Origin of the sequence: Bacillus sp. BF2-3 (assembly GCF_008368795.1) — a bacterium.
Classification (GTDB): domain Bacteria; phylum Bacillota; class Bacilli; order Bacillales; family Bacillaceae_G; genus Bacillus_A; species Bacillus_A cereus.
The window spans coordinates 140,636-157,134 of the sequence record NZ_QOSA01000020.1; the positions used below are offsets into that span (position 1 = coordinate 140,636).

Consider the following 16,499-nt stretch of genomic DNA (forward strand, 5'->3'; position numbering starts at 1 on the left):
ATCAAAGTGGATAATCTTCATAAAATAATTAATGAATTGTCAGTTAATTATTGAGAAATATTTATTTGTAGGATGATCGGAATAGATATTTGAATTTTCTGTTATTATTTGTAGAAGAGTACATAACAAATGATTAGGAGGGGTTTCATGATTACATCTACTACAAACGAAAAACTGACGCAGCTATTGAATGAATGGTATCTAGAGATTAGATCTAGACGTATAAGTAATGCAGAACGTCTAAAACAAGAAATTGATTTTAAATTTACTAAACTAAAAAAAGAGACTGGAGAAGGTTTGCAGGACCAAAATCTATTACTTTATTATTATTTGCTAGAATTTCGATATAACTATTTAATAGATAATCTAGGCTTATCTCAAGAGAGTTTTAACAAGATAGATTCGTTTGATCAACCAACAGATAATTTTTTAACTTATTATTATCACTTTTTTAAAGCAATACATGCTAGTGAGTTAGGAAATTTTCATCTCGCTAAAGAACATTACGAAAAGGCTGAAAGTTTTTTGAAGTATGTTCCTGATCAATTAGAAAAGGCTGAATTTTATTATAAGTTAGCTACATTTCATTATGATACACAACAAGCTTTGGTATCTATTAAACATGCAACGAAGGTAAAGGATATGTATTTAAATCATGATGGATATGAATTAAATGTAGCTTTTTGTGATAATATTTTAGGCTTAGCCTGTATGAACTTAAAGGAATGGGAATTAGCTGAAGAGCATTTCACAGCTGCTATGGATCAATTCCAAAAAATTGGTGAAGAAAAATTTATTATTATGGTTCGTCATAATTTAGGATGGATGTATTCTACGCAAAATTTATCTGCATTGGCAATTCGTTATCTTACTGAAGTAGTAGAAAAATCTCCCCAACATTATAAAGCTCTTTATGTAAAAGCAAAAGAGCATTACAAGTTAAAAGAGCATGAGATTGCAAATAAGCTTATAGAAAAAGGATTGAAGATTTGTAGAGATTCGAAAATTGAAGGATATCAACACCATTATGAAATTTTAAATGCATTAAATCAAGGTGTAAAAGCGGAAGAATTAGAGGACATTATTCTTAGAGGAATTACGTATTTTGAAAGAGAAGAGTTATATGATTATACTCAGGAGTATCAGGAAAAGTTAGCAGTAAAATTTTATGAAGAAAACCTTTGGGAAGAGGCAAGTAAGTATTTTTATTTTAGTAAAAAAGCAAGAGAAAAACTTTTTGATAAGGGGGCTTTAAAATGAAAAAAGTGGTAATTAAATTATTAGGGATTGTAACAGTATTTACACTGACTTTAGGGGTGTATAGTTCAACAGATCATCAAAAAAGTCCAACACTAATGAAAGCTGAACATGGTGATTATGGTGGCTAAAAGAGAAAAAGGGATCTCACAATGAGGTCTCTTTTTTCTTTTTAGTTGTAAAACAATTGACTTACTTTAAATATGTAACTATAATAGTTACATAATAACCATTAGTAATAGAAATGAGTTATATTTTTTTAGTTTAATTGTAACTGTTTTGGTTACAATTAAAAAGAGAACATAAAACAACCAAAAAATGTAAAAACTTTTAAATAGCAACAAGAGAAAGGAGACGGGAACTTTGAAAAGGTTTAAGTTTTATATGATTAGCGGTATTGTGCTCGTTTTGTTAATTGTTTGTAACTTCGTTGAGAAGCCGATTGCGAAGGTTGGAGAAGTGAAAGATACTGTTATGATGAAGCTGAATACGAAAGAGAGTATGGCGCAAATTGATGGACAGACGATTTATTTTAAACAAATTGGTGAGGGAAAACCTCCTTTACTTATGTTGCATGGGTTTGGTGGTTCTTCTGATGGGTTTAGTGATATTTATCCGGAACTAGTGCGAGATCATACGATTATTGCGGTTGATATTTTAGGGTTTGGGCGTTCTTCTAAGCCGGTTGATTTTCAGTATTCGTTTCCTGCGCAAGTGAATTTATATTATAAGTTAATGAAGAAGCTCGGATACGATCAGTTTGCGGTGCTCGGCCATTCGATGGGCGGAGAGATGTCCCTTAATTTAGCGTATTTATATCCGGATGCAGTCACGCATCTCATCTTGGCGGATGCTACAGGGATAGAGTCTTTCCAACAAAAAGAAAGTTATGAAGTACCACCGCTATCGACGGACTTACAAACTGTAACTGAGATTACGAAGTATAATAAAAATGAAGTAAAAAATAGTCGTGATGATAAAGAGCATTATGATCAGCTTACGAAAATGAGAGAGCGCCGCATTGCGATGGAAGCTGATAAAATTAAGGTACCGACTTTAATTATATGGGGACGACATGATAAAAGTGTTTCTTGGAAAAATGGTGAACTGTATCATGGGCTATTTGCAAATAGTACGTTTCATATTATTGAAAAAGGATACCACGCACCGTTTCGTCAGGAACCAATTGAGTTTATGGAATATGTACAAGCATTTTTCGCGAAGCATCCACAATAAAAATTTTAAGCATAAATCCACTTCTTTCCTCATAAAGTGAAACTAATAAGGCTTGTCTAAGGAAAGGAATGAAGTGATTTGGAAACTTTACCATGGTGGGTTTATCTTGTAATTGTCGGGATTGTACTAAGTGGCTACATGGTTTTATATACTTCGAAAAAAGAGCAAGATATGGATAATGAGTTTATCGAAAAAGAAGGCGAAGTGTATATGAAGCGCTTAGAAGAAGAGCGCGAGAAACGTAATCAGGATAGTGATAAAGATTCGGTATTGCTTTAATAGAAATTTTGAAAGGCTACCACCTAGTAGGATTTTACATCTAGGTGGTAGCTTTTTTCTTCTGGGGGAGCAGTATATGTTCATCAAGCTAAGGTTATATTAGTTTAATTTTACATGTATAAGAGAGTCATCATAAACTTTTATTGATGGCATTTATATATATTTTTCCTCATAAGAATGGAACTAGCGGGGATTTTACTGGGGGGGATTAACAATGCATAGGGATGAAACTTCATTACATCCTGATACAGGCGTTACGTCTGTAATGTTTGTTGAGCGTTCATTAAATGAAATTCGTTTTTGGTCTAGAATCATGAAGGAGCATTCTTTTTTTCTTCGATTGGGATTTAGATGTGAGGATACTCAATTAATTGAAGAGGCGAATCAATTTTATCGGTTGTTTGAACATATTGAACAAATAGCGCATTCCTATACAAATGAAACAGATCCTGAGCAAATCAAAAGGTTTAATGCAGAAGTACAACAAGCCGCAACTAATATTTGGGGATTTAAACGAAAAATTTTAGGATTAATTCTCACATGTAAATTGCCAGGACAAAATAACTTTCCACTTTTAGTTGACCATACAAGTAGGGAAGCTGATTATTTTAGAAAACGTTTAATACAATTAAATGAAGGTAAATTAGATGCTCTTCCTGATGCTATTATTAAAGAAAATGTTTTCTTTTTAAGGATTATGGCAGACCATGCTAAATTTATTGGCCATCTTCTTGATCCATCAGAAAGAAAGCTTGTAGATACAGCACGGAATTTTAGCAATGATTTTGATGAATTGATGTATCAAGCAATTGACTTAGAATCTATGAAACCACAATCCCAAACAGCTCCTCTTTTAGATCAATTTTTAGATCAAAATCGCGTGTCAGTTGCATCTCTTCGGGATTTTAAGAAAACAGCACGTGATTTAATTGAGCAATGTAAAATAAAGAGCATCATTCATCCATTATTAGCAGACCATGTTTTCCGTGAAGCTGATAGATTTCTTGAAATCATTGATATGTATGATGTTCATCTTACAAATATTCAATCACAACCTAGATATTAGAAGATAAGGAAAGATACTATTTTTCCTTAAGCTGAGAAGTTAACAATTTATTGTTAGCTTCTTTTCTTTGTGATTAAAATTTTCTTTTAAGGACTACATAAATCCTTTTGACCAAATATGTAATTATTTGTAAAATATTATATATGGAAAGATTATGAATATACAGGAAATCTATGGGTAGTAGATTTTAATAAATTACTCGGGGGAAATTTATTAATTAAGTATATTAACTTTTTCACATTAAATTTTACAACTAAAGGGGTAGTAGTAATCATGAAGGCAAAGAAATTAGTAAGTTTAGCATTACCAGTTATGTTATTGAGCGGTTGTATTACAATTGAAACGGATGGTAAGAAAGCTAATGAACCAAAGAAAGAAGAAACACAACAGGTAGAGAAAGAAAATAAGGCTTCTGAAAAAGAGAGTAAGTCAACTGATAGCAAGAAAGAGGATAGCTTATCTGTAGCGAAAGGTGAAGGTACAAACAGTAGTTCATCAAGTAGTCAACCAAGTTCTTCTTCAAATAATTCAACTTCTTCACCTGGTAAGGTAACTGGTTCAGATGTTGAAAGGTACAAGGCAGATATCATAAATAGTGCTACTCAAATTGAAGATACAATGAAATTAATTGAAGGAATAGCAGATTCAGACGTAAAATCATACAAACAAAAGAAAAGTGAAGTACAACTAAGTTTAGGTGGAGCAAAGGCAACAACGAAGAAACTGAAGAATTTACAAGCGCCCCCTGAGTTACAGGGAGAACAGGCGAAGATAAAGCAATCGATGGAACTGTATGCGGATTGTTTTCAACTTCTCTTTGATGCATTGGACCAAGAAGACGAAAGTAAAATGCATCAATCAGTAAGTAAAGCACAAGAAGGTTCGAAACTGTTTGAAGAGGCAGCGAAGAGTATCGGTAGTAAAACTAACTAAAAATAAAGTATTTAAAGGGGTATTTGTAAGTGCAGTTGGTGCAAGTGAAGAGTTAGGAATTAGTTATGGAAACACATTACAAATTTATCAAATGGACGATAATGTTCGTATTCGATATGTAAAACAATAAATAATTGGTGAAAAACTCTGTAATAAATTTTACAGGGTTTTTTGTTAGTTCTAGTTTATTTTTTTGTCTTCCTAAGCGCTAAGCATACTAGTATAAGTTGAGAAATGAACAAAACGATAATGATAGGCAGATGATGTAACTCCATAGTAACTGTAACCATCTAAAGCCCAATTCATACACTATGATGGAGGATTTTTACTTCATAACCGGATGAAAAAGGAGTGTAATCATGAAGAAACGTACTGTTAATGAAGCAGGAAGGAATGTGCCACAACCAATCCGCAGCGACGGAGCAGGTGCGATTGATTCTGGACCTCGTAATGTTATGCGGGATATTCAAAATCCGAATATGCTTGTTCCGCCTATAACGGATGCAGGGTTAGTTCCTAACTTGAAGTTTTCATTCTCGGACACTTCTATGATTTTGAAACAAGGCGGGTGGTCTCGGGAGATTACTGCTCGGGAACTACCGGTTTCGACGACGATTGCCGGAGTAAATATGAGTTTAACGGCAGGTGGAGTACGAGAACTACATTGGCATAAAGAAGCAGAATGGGCGTATATGCTTTTAGGACGGGCACGCATAACGGCTGTAGATCAAAATGGACGGAATTTTATTGCTGATGTTGGACCAGGTGATCTTTGGTATTTTCCTCCTGGTATTCCGCATTCCATTCAAGGGTTGGAACATTGTGAGTTTTTGCTCGTTTTCGATGATGGGCATTTTTCTGATTTATCTACTTTAGCTATTTCTGATTGGTTTGCGCATACGCCGAAAGAAGTGCTATCGGCTAACTTCGGAGTGCCGGAAAGTGCTTTTCATTCCATTCCTTCAGAGCAAGTGTATATTTATCAGGGAGAGGTACCAGGTTCGCTTGAGAGTCAGGAAGTTCAGTCGCCGAAAGGAGAAGTTCCTTTAACGTTCAAGTACGAACTTTTAAAACAAAAACCGATTAAGACTCCTGGTGGGAGCGTTCGAATTGTCGACTCTACGAATTTTCCTATTTCAAAAACAATCGCAGCGGCGCTCGTTGAAGTGGAGCCTGGTGGAATGAGAGAGCTTCATTGGCACCCGAATAATGATGAGTGGCAATATTATCTTACAGGGGAAGCGAGAATGACTGTGTTTCTTGGAAATGGTACCGCTCGTACATTTGATTATAGAGCTGGCGATGTCGGATATGTACCGTTTGCGACGGGGCATTATATTCAAAATACAGGTACCGAAACATTATGGTTTTTAGAGATGTTCAGAAGCAATCGTTTTGAAGATGTATCGTTAAATCAATGGATGGCACTGACTCCTAAAGAAATAGTGGAGAGTAATATACATGTTGGCCCGCAAGTAATGGATTCTCTGCGTAAGGAGAAGTGGCCTGTTGTGAAATATCCGGGGTTTTCATATAGTCCGAAAAGTGATGAGTAAAAATGAAAATTTGCGTTATTCTTTCTGGAGACTGATAAGAAGGGATGGCGTATTTTTTATGCCTAATCTAGTCTTTATCCCGCTATTTGCCGGGCAGTAAGACCCACCTCAAAATTCAGCGGAATCAAAGAAGTTAGGTGGGGCGCGGGCTGTCCGTAAAAGCCCGATTAGTGAGGGCTGATTAAAGTTTCACTTTATTAGTATCCGTCCCTTGTATTATTGTTCGGGAAATTATTATTGGAGCATAGTATAGGGAAGATACATATAAAAGAGCGCCATTATAAGCTGTAACGTATAAGTTGTGCAGGAAATGCAACAATAACTCGCTTTACTCTTCATCATTTATTTGAACATAATGGGCATAGAGAGGTGATAAACACAGTATGATTTTTAGTGAGCGTTTAAAAGAAGAAAGGGAAAAAAGAAATTGGTCGCAAAATGATTTGGCTGAAAAACTTCATGTGAGCAGGCAATCTGTTTCGAAATGGGAGACGGGAAAGAACTATCCGAGCATTGAAATTATTATTCATTTAAGTGATCTGTTCGGTATTACAATTGATGAACTGCTAAGGAGTGATGAAGAATTGACGCAGAAAATAATTGAAGATAGTAAGCAATTGGCGTATCCAAAATGGAAGGTGTTTTTTGATAGTCTATTTATGATAGGAGTATTTTTGTTTATTGCAAAAATCGTTGTATGGATGCTAAATAAGTTTGCTGGAGCAAGTATTACAATTGTAGCAGATGCGCCATATGTAATGAATCTTTTGCCCCTTGTATTCATGATTATAGGTGGTATAGGTTCTGATAAGTTGAAGAAAATATATAGATAAGAGAAAGATTTGAAAGAAATCCCCGACACTAGCTGTTCTTTTCACTTAAATTGTGTACTATAAAGGATAGGATGACATAAAGAAGGGGACGTATAGAATGGAATTTCATGAACAGAAAATTTTGCCGGCAGTGAGGCAAATTAAAGATTTGGAAAAGCTATTACATAGTTCGTATGAATATATCGTTATTTTAGATATTCATGTCGGCCAATTGAAGAGTGTTATATCACTTGCGAAGCAATATTGTAAAAAGGTATTTTTACATGTGGATTTAATTCATGGTTTGCAGAGTGATGGGCATGCGACGGAATATTTATGTCAGGAGTTTAGACCGTACGGGTTACTTTCAACAAAGGCGAGTGTTATTATGAAGGCGAAGCAAAAAGGTGTTGTGGCAATACAACGCATCTTTTTAATCGATTCGAGTGCGATGGAGAAGAGCTGCAATCTTTTAGATAAGACGAAACCGGATTATATTGAGGTACTTCCTGGAGCATTAACGGATGTTATCGCTGAAGTGAAAGAGCGTACTGGTGTACCGATTTTAGCAGGTGGTTTTATTCGTACTGTAGAAGATGTGGAAAGAGCATTAAATGCTGGTGCGACAGCAATTACGACATCAAAACGTGAACTATGGAAACATTACCAAAAAAAGTGACGAAAATGTGAATTTTTTCGTTGACACCGCTTTCATTTGCGGTTAACATTATAGACAAGTTAATAAACGTGACGGAGAAAAGTAGAGATCCACATTTCATTGTTTCTATATAAATTTATATAGAAGCGTGCAAGCTGTGGGTCTTTTTCTTTTGACAAAAACGAATGGCCATTCATTTTACCTCTATCACATTTGAAAGCGTTTAAATTGATTGTGGAGGGATACTATGTCAGCATTTTTAGGAGAGTTAATAGGGACTGCGTTGTTAATCGTACTTGGTGGCGGCGTTTGTGCTGGTGTAAGTTTAAAGAAATCGTTTGCGAAAGATTCAGGTTGGATTGTTATTACAATGGGCTGGGGCTTAGCAGTAGCGGTTGCAGCGTATGCGGTTGGATCAATTAGTGGGGCACATTTGAATCCAGCGTTAACGATAGGATTAGCATTTAAGGGAGCGTTCCCATGGAGTGACGTACCAGGTTATATCGTAGCACAAATGATTGGGGCAATTATCGGGGCAGTTATCGTATATTTACATTACTTACCACACTGGAAAGAAACAGAAGATCCAGGAACAAAGTTAGGTGTATTTGCAACAGGTCCAGCAATTCCGAACACATTTGCAAACCTTTTAAGTGAAATGATTGGAACATTCGTTTTAGTATTTGGTATATTAGCAATTGGTGCAAATAAATTTGCAGATGGATTAAATCCATTTATCGTAGGTTTCTTAATTGTAAGTATTGGTTTATCATTAGGTGGGACAACAGGATACGCAATTAACCCAGCGCGTGATTTAGGTCCGCGTATCGCACACTTCTTCCTTCCGATTGCAGGAAAAGGCGGTTCAAACTGGAAGTATGCATGGATTCCAGTAGTTGGTCCAATTTTAGGTGGATCACTTGCAGGTTTATTCCATCAAGTTGTATTTGAAGGAAAACAAAATTCAGCACTTATTTATGTGATTATCGCAACTGTGATTGTACTAGCAATCTCTTATATGACAAGTAAAAAAAGCGGAAGCAATACAAATAGTAGAAAAGTAGCATAAGGGGGAAACCGATATGAAAAAATATATTCTTTCATTAGACCAAGGAACAACAAGCTCACGCGCAATTCTTTTCAATAAAAAAGGTGAAATTGTTCATTCAGCTCAAAAAGAGTTTACACAACATTTTCCAAAGCCGGGCTGGGTAGAGCATAATGCACAAGAAATTTGGGGATCTATTTTAGCAGTTATCGCAACTTGCTTAAGCGAAGCGGATGTAAAACCAGAACAAATCGCTGGTATCGGTATTACGAACCAACGTGAAACAACGGTTGTATGGGATAAAACAACTAGTAAACCAATTTACAACGCAATCGTATGGCAATCTCGCCAAACAGCTGAAATTTGTGATGAGTTAAAAGAAAAAGGTTATAGCGAAATGGTTCGCGAAAAAACAGGTCTTTTAATTGATGCATACTTCTCTGGTACGAAAGTAAAATGGATTTTAGATAACGTTGAAGGTGCAAGAGAAAAAGCAGAAAACGGCGATCTATTATTCGGAACAATTGATTCGTGGCTTGTATGGAAACTATCTGGTGGTAAAGCACACGTAACAGATTACTCAAACGCATCACGTACGTTAATGTTTAACATTCACGACTTACAGTGGGATGATGAGCTTCTAGAAATGTTAACAGTACCAAAGAGCATGCTTCCAGAAGTGCGTCCATCATCTGAAATTTACGGAGAAACAATTGATTATCACTTCTTCGGCCAAAATGTACCGATTGCAGGTGTAGCTGGTGACCAACAAGCAGCATTATTTGGACAAGCTTGTTTCGGTGAAGGTATGGCGAAAAATACTTACGGAACTGGTTGTTTCATGTTAATGAACACTGGTGAAAAAGCAGTAGCTTCTGAGCACGGTCTATTAACAACAATTGCATGGGGAATAGATGGTAAAGTAAACTACGCATTAGAAGGAAGTATTTTCGTAGCGGGTTCTGCAATTCAATGGTTACGTGACGGAATGCGCATGTTTAAAGATGCAAGTGAGAGTGAAGTGTATGCGAGTCGCGTTGAATCAACTGACGGTGTATACGTTGTACCAGCATTCGTTGGACTAGGAACACCTTATTGGGATAGTGAAGTACGCGGCGCTATGTTTGGTGTAACGCGCGGTACGACGAAAGAGCATTTCATTCGTGCAACGCTAGAATCTTTAGCTTACCAAACGAAAGATGTATTATGCGCAATGGAAGCAGATTCAGGTATTGAGCTGAAAACATTACGCGTTGATGGCGGAGCAGTTAAAAATAACTTCTTAATGAAGTTCCAAAGTGATATTTTAGATGTTCCTGTAGAGCGTCCAGTAATCAACGAAACAACGGCTCTAGGTGCAGCATACTTAGCTGGTCTTGCGGTTGGATATTGGAAAAACCAAGATGAAATTAAAGAACAGTGGCATATGGACAAACGCTTTGAACCAACGATGGAAGCGAAAACAAGCGAAGAGCTATATGCTGGATGGAAAAAAGCAATTGAAGCAACAAAAGCTTTCAAATAATCATAAACAGTGTTATAATGGTGACAAGTTAATAATTCGGTAGGAGATTTGGAGAGACCACAACGCGCTATAGAGGCGAAATCTATAGCGGAGTTTGTGGTCTCTTTTTTCGTTATCAAAGGGAGGAATTACCATGAAATTTTCAAGTAAACAACGTAAAGACGTATTAAACGGAGTAAATAAACAAGAGTTAGATGTGATCGTAATTGGTGGAGGTATTACTGGTTCTGGTATTGCATTAGATGGAGCAACACGCGGGTTATCAACAATTGTGTTTGAAATGCAGGACTTTGCAGCAGGTACATCAAGTCGTTCAACGAAGCTTGTACACGGTGGTCTACGTTATTTAAAACAACTTGAAGTGAAAATGGTAGCAGAGGTGGGGAAAGAGCGTGCGATCGTATATGAGAACGGTCCCCATGTAACAACACCAGAGTGGATGTTACTTCCGTTCCATACAGGCGGTACGTTCGGATCATTTAGTACATCAATTGGTCTTCGTGTATACGACTTCTTAGCAGGTGTAAAACGAAGCGAGCGCAGAAAGATGTTTAACCGTGAAGAAACGCTAAACAAAGAGCCTCTTGTAAAAAAAGAAGGATTAAAAGGCGGCGGTTACTACGTAGAATATCGTACAGATGATGCGCGTCTTACAATTGAAGTAATGAAAGAAGCAATTGAGCATGGTGCGAAAGCTGTTAACTACGCAAAAGTAGACAGTTTCTTATATAAAGATGGAAAAGTATGTGGTGTACGTGTAATCGATTTACTAGACGGAGAAGTATACGAAGTTTACGGTAAGAAAATTGTAAACGCAGCTGGCCCTTGGGTAGATACACTTCGTGAAAAAGATAACTCGAAAAAAGGAAAAGTACTTCAGTTATCAAAAGGTGTTCACTTAGTAATTGATCAAAAACGTTTCCCATTAGGTCAAGCGATTTACTTCGATACACCAGATAAACGTATGGTGTTCGCGATTCCTCGCGGAGGAAAAACATACGTAGGTACAACAGATACGTTCTATGATAAAGACGCAGCTGTACCACAAATGACAACAGAAGATCGCACATACATCATTAATGCGATTAACTACATGTTCCCAAGCGTGAAAATTACAGAGAAAGACATTGAATCAAGCTGGGCTGGTGTTCGTCCGTTAATTTATGAAGAAGGTAAGAGCGCATCTGAAATTTCTCGTAAAGATGAAATTTGGACTTCTGAATCTGGTTTAATTACAATCGCAGGTGGTAAATTAACTGGATACCGCAAAATGGCTGAAATGGTAGTAGACTATGTAACGAACTTACTACAAAAAGAAGGTCATAGCGCATATCCGAAGAGCGACACGAAACATATGCCAATCTCTGGTGGACATGTAGATGGTTCACACGGATTCCCAGCATTCGTTGCGAAAAAAGCTGGCGAAGGTACGAAATATGGTTTAACAACAGCACAAGCAGAAGAATTCGCGAAATTCTACGGCTCTAACGTTGACGTACTATTTGATTTAGCGAAAAAACATAAAGACGAAGCGAAAGAATACAACATGCCACTAGACGTTCTAATCCCGCTTGTATACGCAATGGATTACGAAATGACAGCAAAACCAGTTGACTTCTTCGTACGCCGCAGAGGCGCTGTGTTCTTCAACATCCACTGGGTATACGAGTGGAAAGAAGCAGTAATCAACTACATGGCTGCGAAACTAGGCTGGAGCAAAGAAGAACAAATGAAATATACAGCTGAACTAGAAAAAGCATTAACAGATGCTGTAATTCCTGTAGATCAACAAGAACAGGCAGCTGCGTTAGCATAAAATAGAGAACCACCTGAAGGGGAGCCTTTAGGTGGTTTTTTTATGGGGTATTTTTCTAACTATGTTGCATAACGACATATGTTGTTATACTATGTATATAAGGTGGTGGTATTGTTGGACAAAGAAATCTTGAAGGGAAGTATAGATATTTTATTACTTTCTATCATTGCAAAACATGATACATACGGATACGAAATAGCTCAAAGTTTAAAGGATGCAAGTGAAGATTTGTATAGTATGGGACAGGGAACTTTGTATCCTGCTTTAAAGAGATTAGAGAAAAAGGAGTTTCTTGAATCTTATTGGAATGAATCTGAGAATGGGATGAAAAGGAAATTCTATACTATTACAGATAAAGGGAAAAAAGAATTGCAGAAGAAAGTGAACTCTTGGGAGAGTGTAACAGCATTAATTCAAGCTTGTCAGAAAGGAGTTATTTATGAGTGAATTTGACGAGTATATTAAGTCTATTTTAGCCTATTCAGAACTTAGTGATATTGAACAGGATGAGTTATTTCTAGAAATGTATGATCACTTGAACAGTTTGAAAGAAGAGTATATGGAACAAGGTATGAATGAAAAAGAAGCGATTTATAAAGCGATTCAAAGTTTTGGAGAATCAAAAGTTATTGGCGTAGAGATTAATAAATCGGTATACGAAGTTCCTAGGCCATTAAAGGTATTATCAAAAATTTTATGTATTCCTTATATAATCATTTGTTTTATTGTCTTTTTAGGAACGTTTATTTCAACTTCTACATTTGACTCTGTTCGCAGTTTGACAGGTGGTGGGACTGTCTATCATCCCATTGAATTTTGGCAGCAATTTTTACATATATCTGATTTAGAAACGTTATTACAACTTTTTGGAATAACACTTTGGCAAGTTAAAGATTTTATTGCACATCCAGGTCCTTGGGGAAACTCAACTTATTGGTTAAGCGTTTTACAACATATAATATTAGTAGTTCCATTCGGATTTTTCGTTCCAGTGCTCATTAATAAAGTGACTAACTATAAGAAAGCTCGTAAGTGGTATGTTATGACCTTTCTTGTTTGGGAGATATTACATTTACTAACTTTGTCTGATGTTTTTGATGTGTGGCGGATTGCTATAAATATGCTCGGTGCGTCGGTAGGATATCTTTTATTTATAAGCATAATGCAACTGGATAATAAATTTAGGGTTATGCGAAAGAAGATATTTGAAAATTAGCTCGCTATTCTGTAGTTTAAATTATACAAATTTAATTTGATGGTAATAGAGTATCGCTGAAAACATAGGTACTATGTAGTGAGAGGATTTTTTATATTCGTAATAGGTGTTGTTCCTTGTTTAATCCTACTGTTATGAAGCGGGTACATAATCCGTCTTTATTGGTGCTATAAATGATGAGAGCGGCACAGCTGAACTAGAAAAAGTCTAGAACAACAAGAACAGGCAGCTGTGTTAGCGTAAAATAGAGAACCACCTGAAGGGGAACCCTTTAGGTGGTTTTTCTCTTGACTAAGAATAAATAAAATGTGTTACAATGATGATAGAGTATTTAGTGTGAATTTTGCATAAAATAAAAAAGACAGAAGCCTGAGAAACTTCTGCCTTGTGTAACCTAACTTGCTATTGTGGTGGTAGTAGGTGCGGTTATAAGACAACTACATTAACGTTTTAGCCGAGAACCGCCCTTACCTTTTCCACGAAGCAGGGTGGTTCTCGCTTTTTTGTATACAGAAATTAGCCACGGACCGACGTATCTTCTACCGATGACAACGCCAGCTCCGGTTAGGATACCATACACTAATTTAATTACAAACATCGCGATCATATTATCACCTCCCCCCTTTTTTCAAAATGGAAGAGATGATTGCCACACCTACTAGTTATAGCTTATTAAGTTACATTTTAATTGTATTATGTTTTAAAATAGGGAACAAGATATATGGATGAAAATTCCTGTTTTTAAGCAGAGCATTAGTGTCAGGGGACAAGAAGTAAATAAATATACATAAAAAAACGGTATGGACATTACCATCCGTATTTTTTTATGTATTTATAAAACTTTTCCATACAGTGCGTCGTCTAATATATGGGAAGGAGGAAATGATGTGGATGAATTAACGATAGAAGCGTTTGAAATAGAAGATAAGGAGGACCTTATCGACGAAATAATGAACAAGTATGGACAAGAAGTCCTACAGCTTGTGTATTCATATGTGAATAATAAAGAGGTTGCGGAGGATGTAACGCAAGATATATTTGTGAAATGTTATAAATCTCTTCATACATACAAAGGGAAATCGAATGTGAAAACGTGGTTATGGAGAATTGCGATCAATCAATGTAAGGACTATATAAAAAGTTGGTATAACAAAAAGGTAATCGTTACAGAGGATGAATTTGCGTATATTGGGATTCAAAATGATAGTGTCGAACAAACTGTCATTCAAAATGCTGAGGATAGTAGGTTAGCTTCTGCAGTAATGAATTTACCGATAAAATATCGAGAAGTCATTTATCTATTTTATTATGAAGAATTATCAATTAAAGAGATTGCTATGGTAATAGACGTAAAGGAAAATACGATAAAAACGAGACTAAAAAAAGCGAAGGAACTTTTGAAGGAAGGATTGGAGGAATAATCAAATGGAAGATCGATTACAAGGCTTGCGAAAATCAATGGAGAACACAACGTTTAAACATTTGAGTTTTTCTGATCAACACCAGAAGCAGGTGCGCGAAAAAATTAAGCAATCGTCTGAAAAGGAAGAAGATATCCTTTTAGCAGTGTTACAACTTCTTATGAATGAAAAATCAGGTTATGAATTGATGCAGTTGCTAAGAGGGAGAGGAATTCAAAAATTCGAAGGTGATGAAGGGTCTCTATACACTTTATTACATCGTTTAGAACAGAATCGCTTTATCCAATCTAGCTGGGATCACGCAGGAGCTAAATATTATCAATTAAATGATAAAGGAAACAAGATGCTGCGAAAGGCAGAGAAGAATGCTACGAAGGCACGATTTATATTAAAAGGCTTAGTACAGGGGTGAGAAAAAATGAACAAAAAAGGAGAGCGTTTTTTAAAAGAAGTTACGAACCATATTAAATCAAAAGAAGCGAAGGACTTAGTAGCAACGGAAATAGATTTTCACTTGAAACAGACGAAGAATATGTGGATGGATAAAGGATTAAGTGAGGAAGTTGCTGAAGATAAGGCTGTTGAACAAATGGGGAGTCCGATTAAACTTGGCCGGGAACTTAACAAACTTCATAAGCCAAAGGTGGATTGGTTCTTACTTATTTTATTAGTAGCTGCTATGGGATTAGGGTTTTTACCAATAATCGCTCTTGGGCATACGAACGATTTACTAATGAACAAAGTAATTTTTGTAATTCTCGGCATTGCAACAGCTGTTGGGATGATGCTGCTTGATTACCGGAAGCTAGAAAGACTCGGGTGGCTGTTTTATACAATTGGAATACTTATCTTGTTAGCTATAAAATGTTTTCCGACTGGTTACGTGATTGGGGAAGCGATAATAAAAATTGGCCCCATCAAAATTGACTGTTTAATGACGATACCATTCTTCTTTCTAGCTTGGGCTTCTTTTTTCAATAATAGTAGGTTAAAGTTTATACATCTTCTCATGTTGTACGTATTTTCTTTATATTTATTTTCAACTATATCAATTCTTTTACCCGTTTTCATCTACATTACGATGGTATTTGTTATGCTTTGGTGGAGTAAGTTAGGAAAGAAAACGGCATGGCTCATTACGATTTTACCTATTGTACCATTGATTATTAGGGATCTACTTTCCTGGTCTGCTGTAAAAGAATACCGTATGGCCAGAGTTTTAGGAATGTTAAACCCAGAGCATGATCTATGGTATTTACGTTTAAAAGAGGCGATGTCTTCAGCAGGTTGGTTCGGTACATATGAAAATATAAAGTCTATCCGTGCTGCCCATACTGATTTTGTATTTGCAAGTTTGACTTACTATTATGGATATGTACTTGCGCTAGTTCTTGTCGTGATTCTTTCTCTTTTTGCAGTAAGAATAATGAACATAGCTTATAAAATAAATGATGGTTATGGTAAATTGCTTCTCGTTGGCGGAGTGACTCTTTTTGTAATCCATTTTATTTGTAACGTTGGCATGACCCTCGGGATATTACCACGTGTTTCTATACCATTACCTTTTATTAGCTACGGATTGATACCAACTCTGTTTCATGCATTTATAATGGGAATTGTGTTAAGTGTATATCGACGTAAAGATATTCCTTTTAGAATGAGAAAAACACCTTGAT

19 protein-coding genes are annotated in these 16,499 nt (G+C 36.2%); 18 read left to right on the plus strand and 1 reads right to left on the minus strand.

Annotated elements, in window-relative coordinates; genetic code table 11:
- Nucleotides 1-147: 147 nt before the first annotated feature.
- The 15 genes from DN401_RS16290 to DN401_RS16350 all read left to right on the plus strand — a co-directional run bounded on the left by DN401_RS16290 (nucleotide 148) and on the right by DN401_RS16350 (nucleotide 13,402).
- Nucleotides 148-1,260, plus strand: coding sequence for a response regulator aspartate phosphatase (locus tag DN401_RS16290; RefSeq protein ID WP_000633311.1), 1,113 nt, complete (start codon nucleotides 148-150; stop codon nucleotides 1,258-1,260).
- Nucleotides 1,257-1,388: a hypothetical protein gene (locus DN401_RS30220; RefSeq protein WP_000758182.1), complete on the plus strand. Its 132-nt coding sequence runs from the start codon at nucleotides 1,257-1,259 to the stop codon at nucleotides 1,386-1,388. Before DN401_RS16290 ends, DN401_RS30220 begins: the two co-directional genes overlap by 4 nt.
- A gap of 232 nt (nucleotides 1,389-1,620) precedes the next feature.
- A complete protein-coding gene (locus DN401_RS16295; protein ID WP_000819487.1) occupies nucleotides 1,621-2,493 on the plus strand; it encodes an alpha/beta fold hydrolase in 873 nt (290 codons plus the stop codon).
- A 78-nt stretch (nucleotides 2,494-2,571) separates the two neighbouring features.
- Nucleotides 2,572-2,772, plus strand: coding sequence for a sporulation YhaL family protein (locus DN401_RS16300; RefSeq protein ID WP_000449223.1), 201 nt, complete (start codon nucleotides 2,572-2,574; stop codon nucleotides 2,770-2,772).
- Between the two features lie 214 nt (nucleotides 2,773-2,986).
- A complete protein-coding gene (locus tag DN401_RS16305) occupies nucleotides 2,987-3,838 on the plus strand; it encodes a DUF2935 domain-containing protein (RefSeq protein ID WP_000554479.1) in 852 nt (283 codons plus the stop codon).
- Nucleotides 3,839-4,111: 273 nt separating this feature from the next.
- Entirely contained in the window at nucleotides 4,112-4,771 is a 660-nt protein-coding gene (locus DN401_RS16310; protein WP_000644846.1) for a DUF7018 domain-containing (lipo)protein, read from the plus strand.
- Nucleotides 4,731-4,901: a hypothetical protein gene (locus DN401_RS29880; RefSeq protein ID WP_002182520.1), complete on the plus strand. Its 171-nt coding sequence runs from the start codon at nucleotides 4,731-4,733 to the stop codon at nucleotides 4,899-4,901. Before DN401_RS16310 ends, DN401_RS29880 begins: the two co-directional genes overlap by 41 nt.
- A gap of 229 nt (nucleotides 4,902-5,130) precedes the next feature.
- Nucleotides 5,131-6,327 (plus strand): oxalate decarboxylase family bicupin, encoded by a 1,197-nt coding sequence (locus DN401_RS16315; RefSeq protein ID WP_000747526.1) that lies wholly within the window; start codon nucleotides 5,131-5,133, stop codon nucleotides 6,325-6,327.
- Between the two features lie 383 nt (nucleotides 6,328-6,710).
- Nucleotides 6,711-7,160, plus strand: coding sequence for a helix-turn-helix domain-containing protein (locus DN401_RS16320; protein ID WP_078186735.1), 450 nt, complete (start codon nucleotides 6,711-6,713; stop codon nucleotides 7,158-7,160).
- A 97-nt stretch (nucleotides 7,161-7,257) separates the two neighbouring features.
- A complete protein-coding gene (gene glpP, locus DN401_RS16325) occupies nucleotides 7,258-7,818 on the plus strand; it encodes a glycerol uptake operon antiterminator GlpP (protein WP_000394285.1) in 561 nt (186 codons plus the stop codon).
- A 226-nt stretch (nucleotides 7,819-8,044) separates the two neighbouring features.
- Entirely contained in the window at nucleotides 8,045-8,866 is an 822-nt protein-coding gene (gene glpF / locus DN401_RS16330; protein ID WP_001272200.1) for a glycerol uptake facilitator protein GlpF, read from the plus strand.
- A gap of 13 nt (nucleotides 8,867-8,879) precedes the next feature.
- Nucleotides 8,880-10,370 (plus strand): glycerol kinase GlpK, encoded by a 1,491-nt coding sequence (gene glpK, locus DN401_RS16335; protein WP_000760011.1) that lies wholly within the window; start codon nucleotides 8,880-8,882, stop codon nucleotides 10,368-10,370.
- Between the two features lie 133 nt (nucleotides 10,371-10,503).
- Nucleotides 10,504-12,186: an aerobic glycerol-3-phosphate dehydrogenase gene (gene glpD / locus DN401_RS16340; protein WP_000672831.1), complete on the plus strand. Its 1,683-nt coding sequence runs from the start codon at nucleotides 10,504-10,506 to the stop codon at nucleotides 12,184-12,186.
- A 114-nt stretch (nucleotides 12,187-12,300) separates the two neighbouring features.
- The gene (locus DN401_RS16345) at nucleotides 12,301-12,633 is read left to right on the plus strand and encodes a PadR family transcriptional regulator (protein ID WP_000356628.1); all 333 of its coding nucleotides are present in this window, start codon (nucleotides 12,301-12,303) and stop codon (nucleotides 12,631-12,633) included.
- Nucleotides 12,626-13,402: a VanZ family protein gene (locus DN401_RS16350; protein WP_001288377.1), complete on the plus strand. Its 777-nt coding sequence runs from the start codon at nucleotides 12,626-12,628 to the stop codon at nucleotides 13,400-13,402. Before DN401_RS16345 ends, DN401_RS16350 begins: the two co-directional genes overlap by 8 nt.
- Before the next feature lie 442 nt (nucleotides 13,403-13,844).
- On the opposite strand, the gene DN401_RS29885 is transcribed toward DN401_RS16350, so the two are convergent.
- Nucleotides 13,845-14,009 carry a hypothetical protein gene (locus DN401_RS29885; RefSeq protein ID WP_000561154.1) on the minus strand — a complete coding sequence of 55 codons (165 nt, stop codon included), beginning with the start codon at nucleotides 14,007-14,009 and terminating at the stop codon, nucleotides 13,845-13,847.
- Nucleotides 14,010-14,289: 280 nt separating this feature from the next.
- Between DN401_RS29885 and DN401_RS16355 the strand changes: the two genes are divergently transcribed.
- The 3 genes from DN401_RS16355 to DN401_RS16365 are packed head-to-tail and all read left to right on the plus strand — an operon-like array spanning nucleotide 14,290 to nucleotide 16,498.
- A complete protein-coding gene (locus DN401_RS16355; RefSeq protein WP_059304046.1) occupies nucleotides 14,290-14,823 on the plus strand; it encodes a sigma-70 family RNA polymerase sigma factor in 534 nt (177 codons plus the stop codon).
- A 4-nt stretch (nucleotides 14,824-14,827) separates the two neighbouring features.
- Nucleotides 14,828-15,235, plus strand: coding sequence for a PadR family transcriptional regulator (locus tag DN401_RS16360; protein ID WP_017673406.1), 408 nt, complete (start codon nucleotides 14,828-14,830; stop codon nucleotides 15,233-15,235).
- Between the two features lie 6 nt (nucleotides 15,236-15,241).
- Nucleotides 15,242-16,498, plus strand: a complete 1,257-nt coding sequence (locus DN401_RS16365) for an FtsW/RodA/SpoVE family cell cycle protein (RefSeq protein ID WP_149287868.1) — start codon at nucleotides 15,242-15,244, stop codon at nucleotides 16,496-16,498.
- Nucleotide 16,499 lies beyond the last annotated feature (1 nt).

Excerpts from the sequence above, each read along its gene's own strand:
- DN401_RS16365 (WP_149287868.1), top strand. The coding sequence starts at position 15,242 with ATGAACAAAAAAGGAGAGCGTTTTTTAAAAGAAGTTACGAACCATATT.
- DN401_RS16350 (WP_001288377.1), top strand. The coding sequence starts at position 12,626 with ATGAGTGAATTTGACGAGTATATTAAGTCTATTTTAGCCTATTCAGAA.
- DN401_RS30220 (WP_000758182.1), top strand. The coding sequence starts at position 1,257 with ATGAAAAAAGTGGTAATTAAATTATTAGGGATTGTAACAGTATTTACA.
- DN401_RS16310 (WP_000644846.1), top strand. The coding sequence starts at position 4,112 with ATGAAGGCAAAGAAATTAGTAAGTTTAGCATTACCAGTTATGTTATTG.
- glpK (WP_000760011.1), top strand. The coding sequence starts at position 8,880 with ATGAAAAAATATATTCTTTCATTAGACCAAGGAACAACAAGCTCACGC.
- glpD (WP_000672831.1), top strand. The coding sequence starts at position 10,504 with ATGAAATTTTCAAGTAAACAACGTAAAGACGTATTAAACGGAGTAAAT.
- glpP (WP_000394285.1), top strand. The coding sequence starts at position 7,258 with ATGGAATTTCATGAACAGAAAATTTTGCCGGCAGTGAGGCAAATTAAA.
- DN401_RS16320 (WP_078186735.1), top strand. The coding sequence starts at position 6,711 with ATGATTTTTAGTGAGCGTTTAAAAGAAGAAAGGGAAAAAAGAAATTGG.
- DN401_RS16360 (WP_017673406.1), top strand. The coding sequence starts at position 14,828 with ATGGAAGATCGATTACAAGGCTTGCGAAAATCAATGGAGAACACAACG.
- DN401_RS16290 (WP_000633311.1), top strand. The coding sequence starts at position 148 with ATGATTACATCTACTACAAACGAAAAACTGACGCAGCTATTGAATGAA.
- DN401_RS16305 (WP_000554479.1), top strand. The coding sequence starts at position 2,987 with ATGCATAGGGATGAAACTTCATTACATCCTGATACAGGCGTTACGTCT.
- DN401_RS29885 (WP_000561154.1), bottom strand. The coding sequence starts at position 14,009 with ATGATCGCGATGTTTGTAATTAAATTAGTGTATGGTATCCTAACCGGA.
- DN401_RS16315 (WP_000747526.1), top strand. The coding sequence starts at position 5,131 with ATGAAGAAACGTACTGTTAATGAAGCAGGAAGGAATGTGCCACAACCA.
- glpF (WP_001272200.1), top strand. The coding sequence starts at position 8,045 with ATGTCAGCATTTTTAGGAGAGTTAATAGGGACTGCGTTGTTAATCGTA.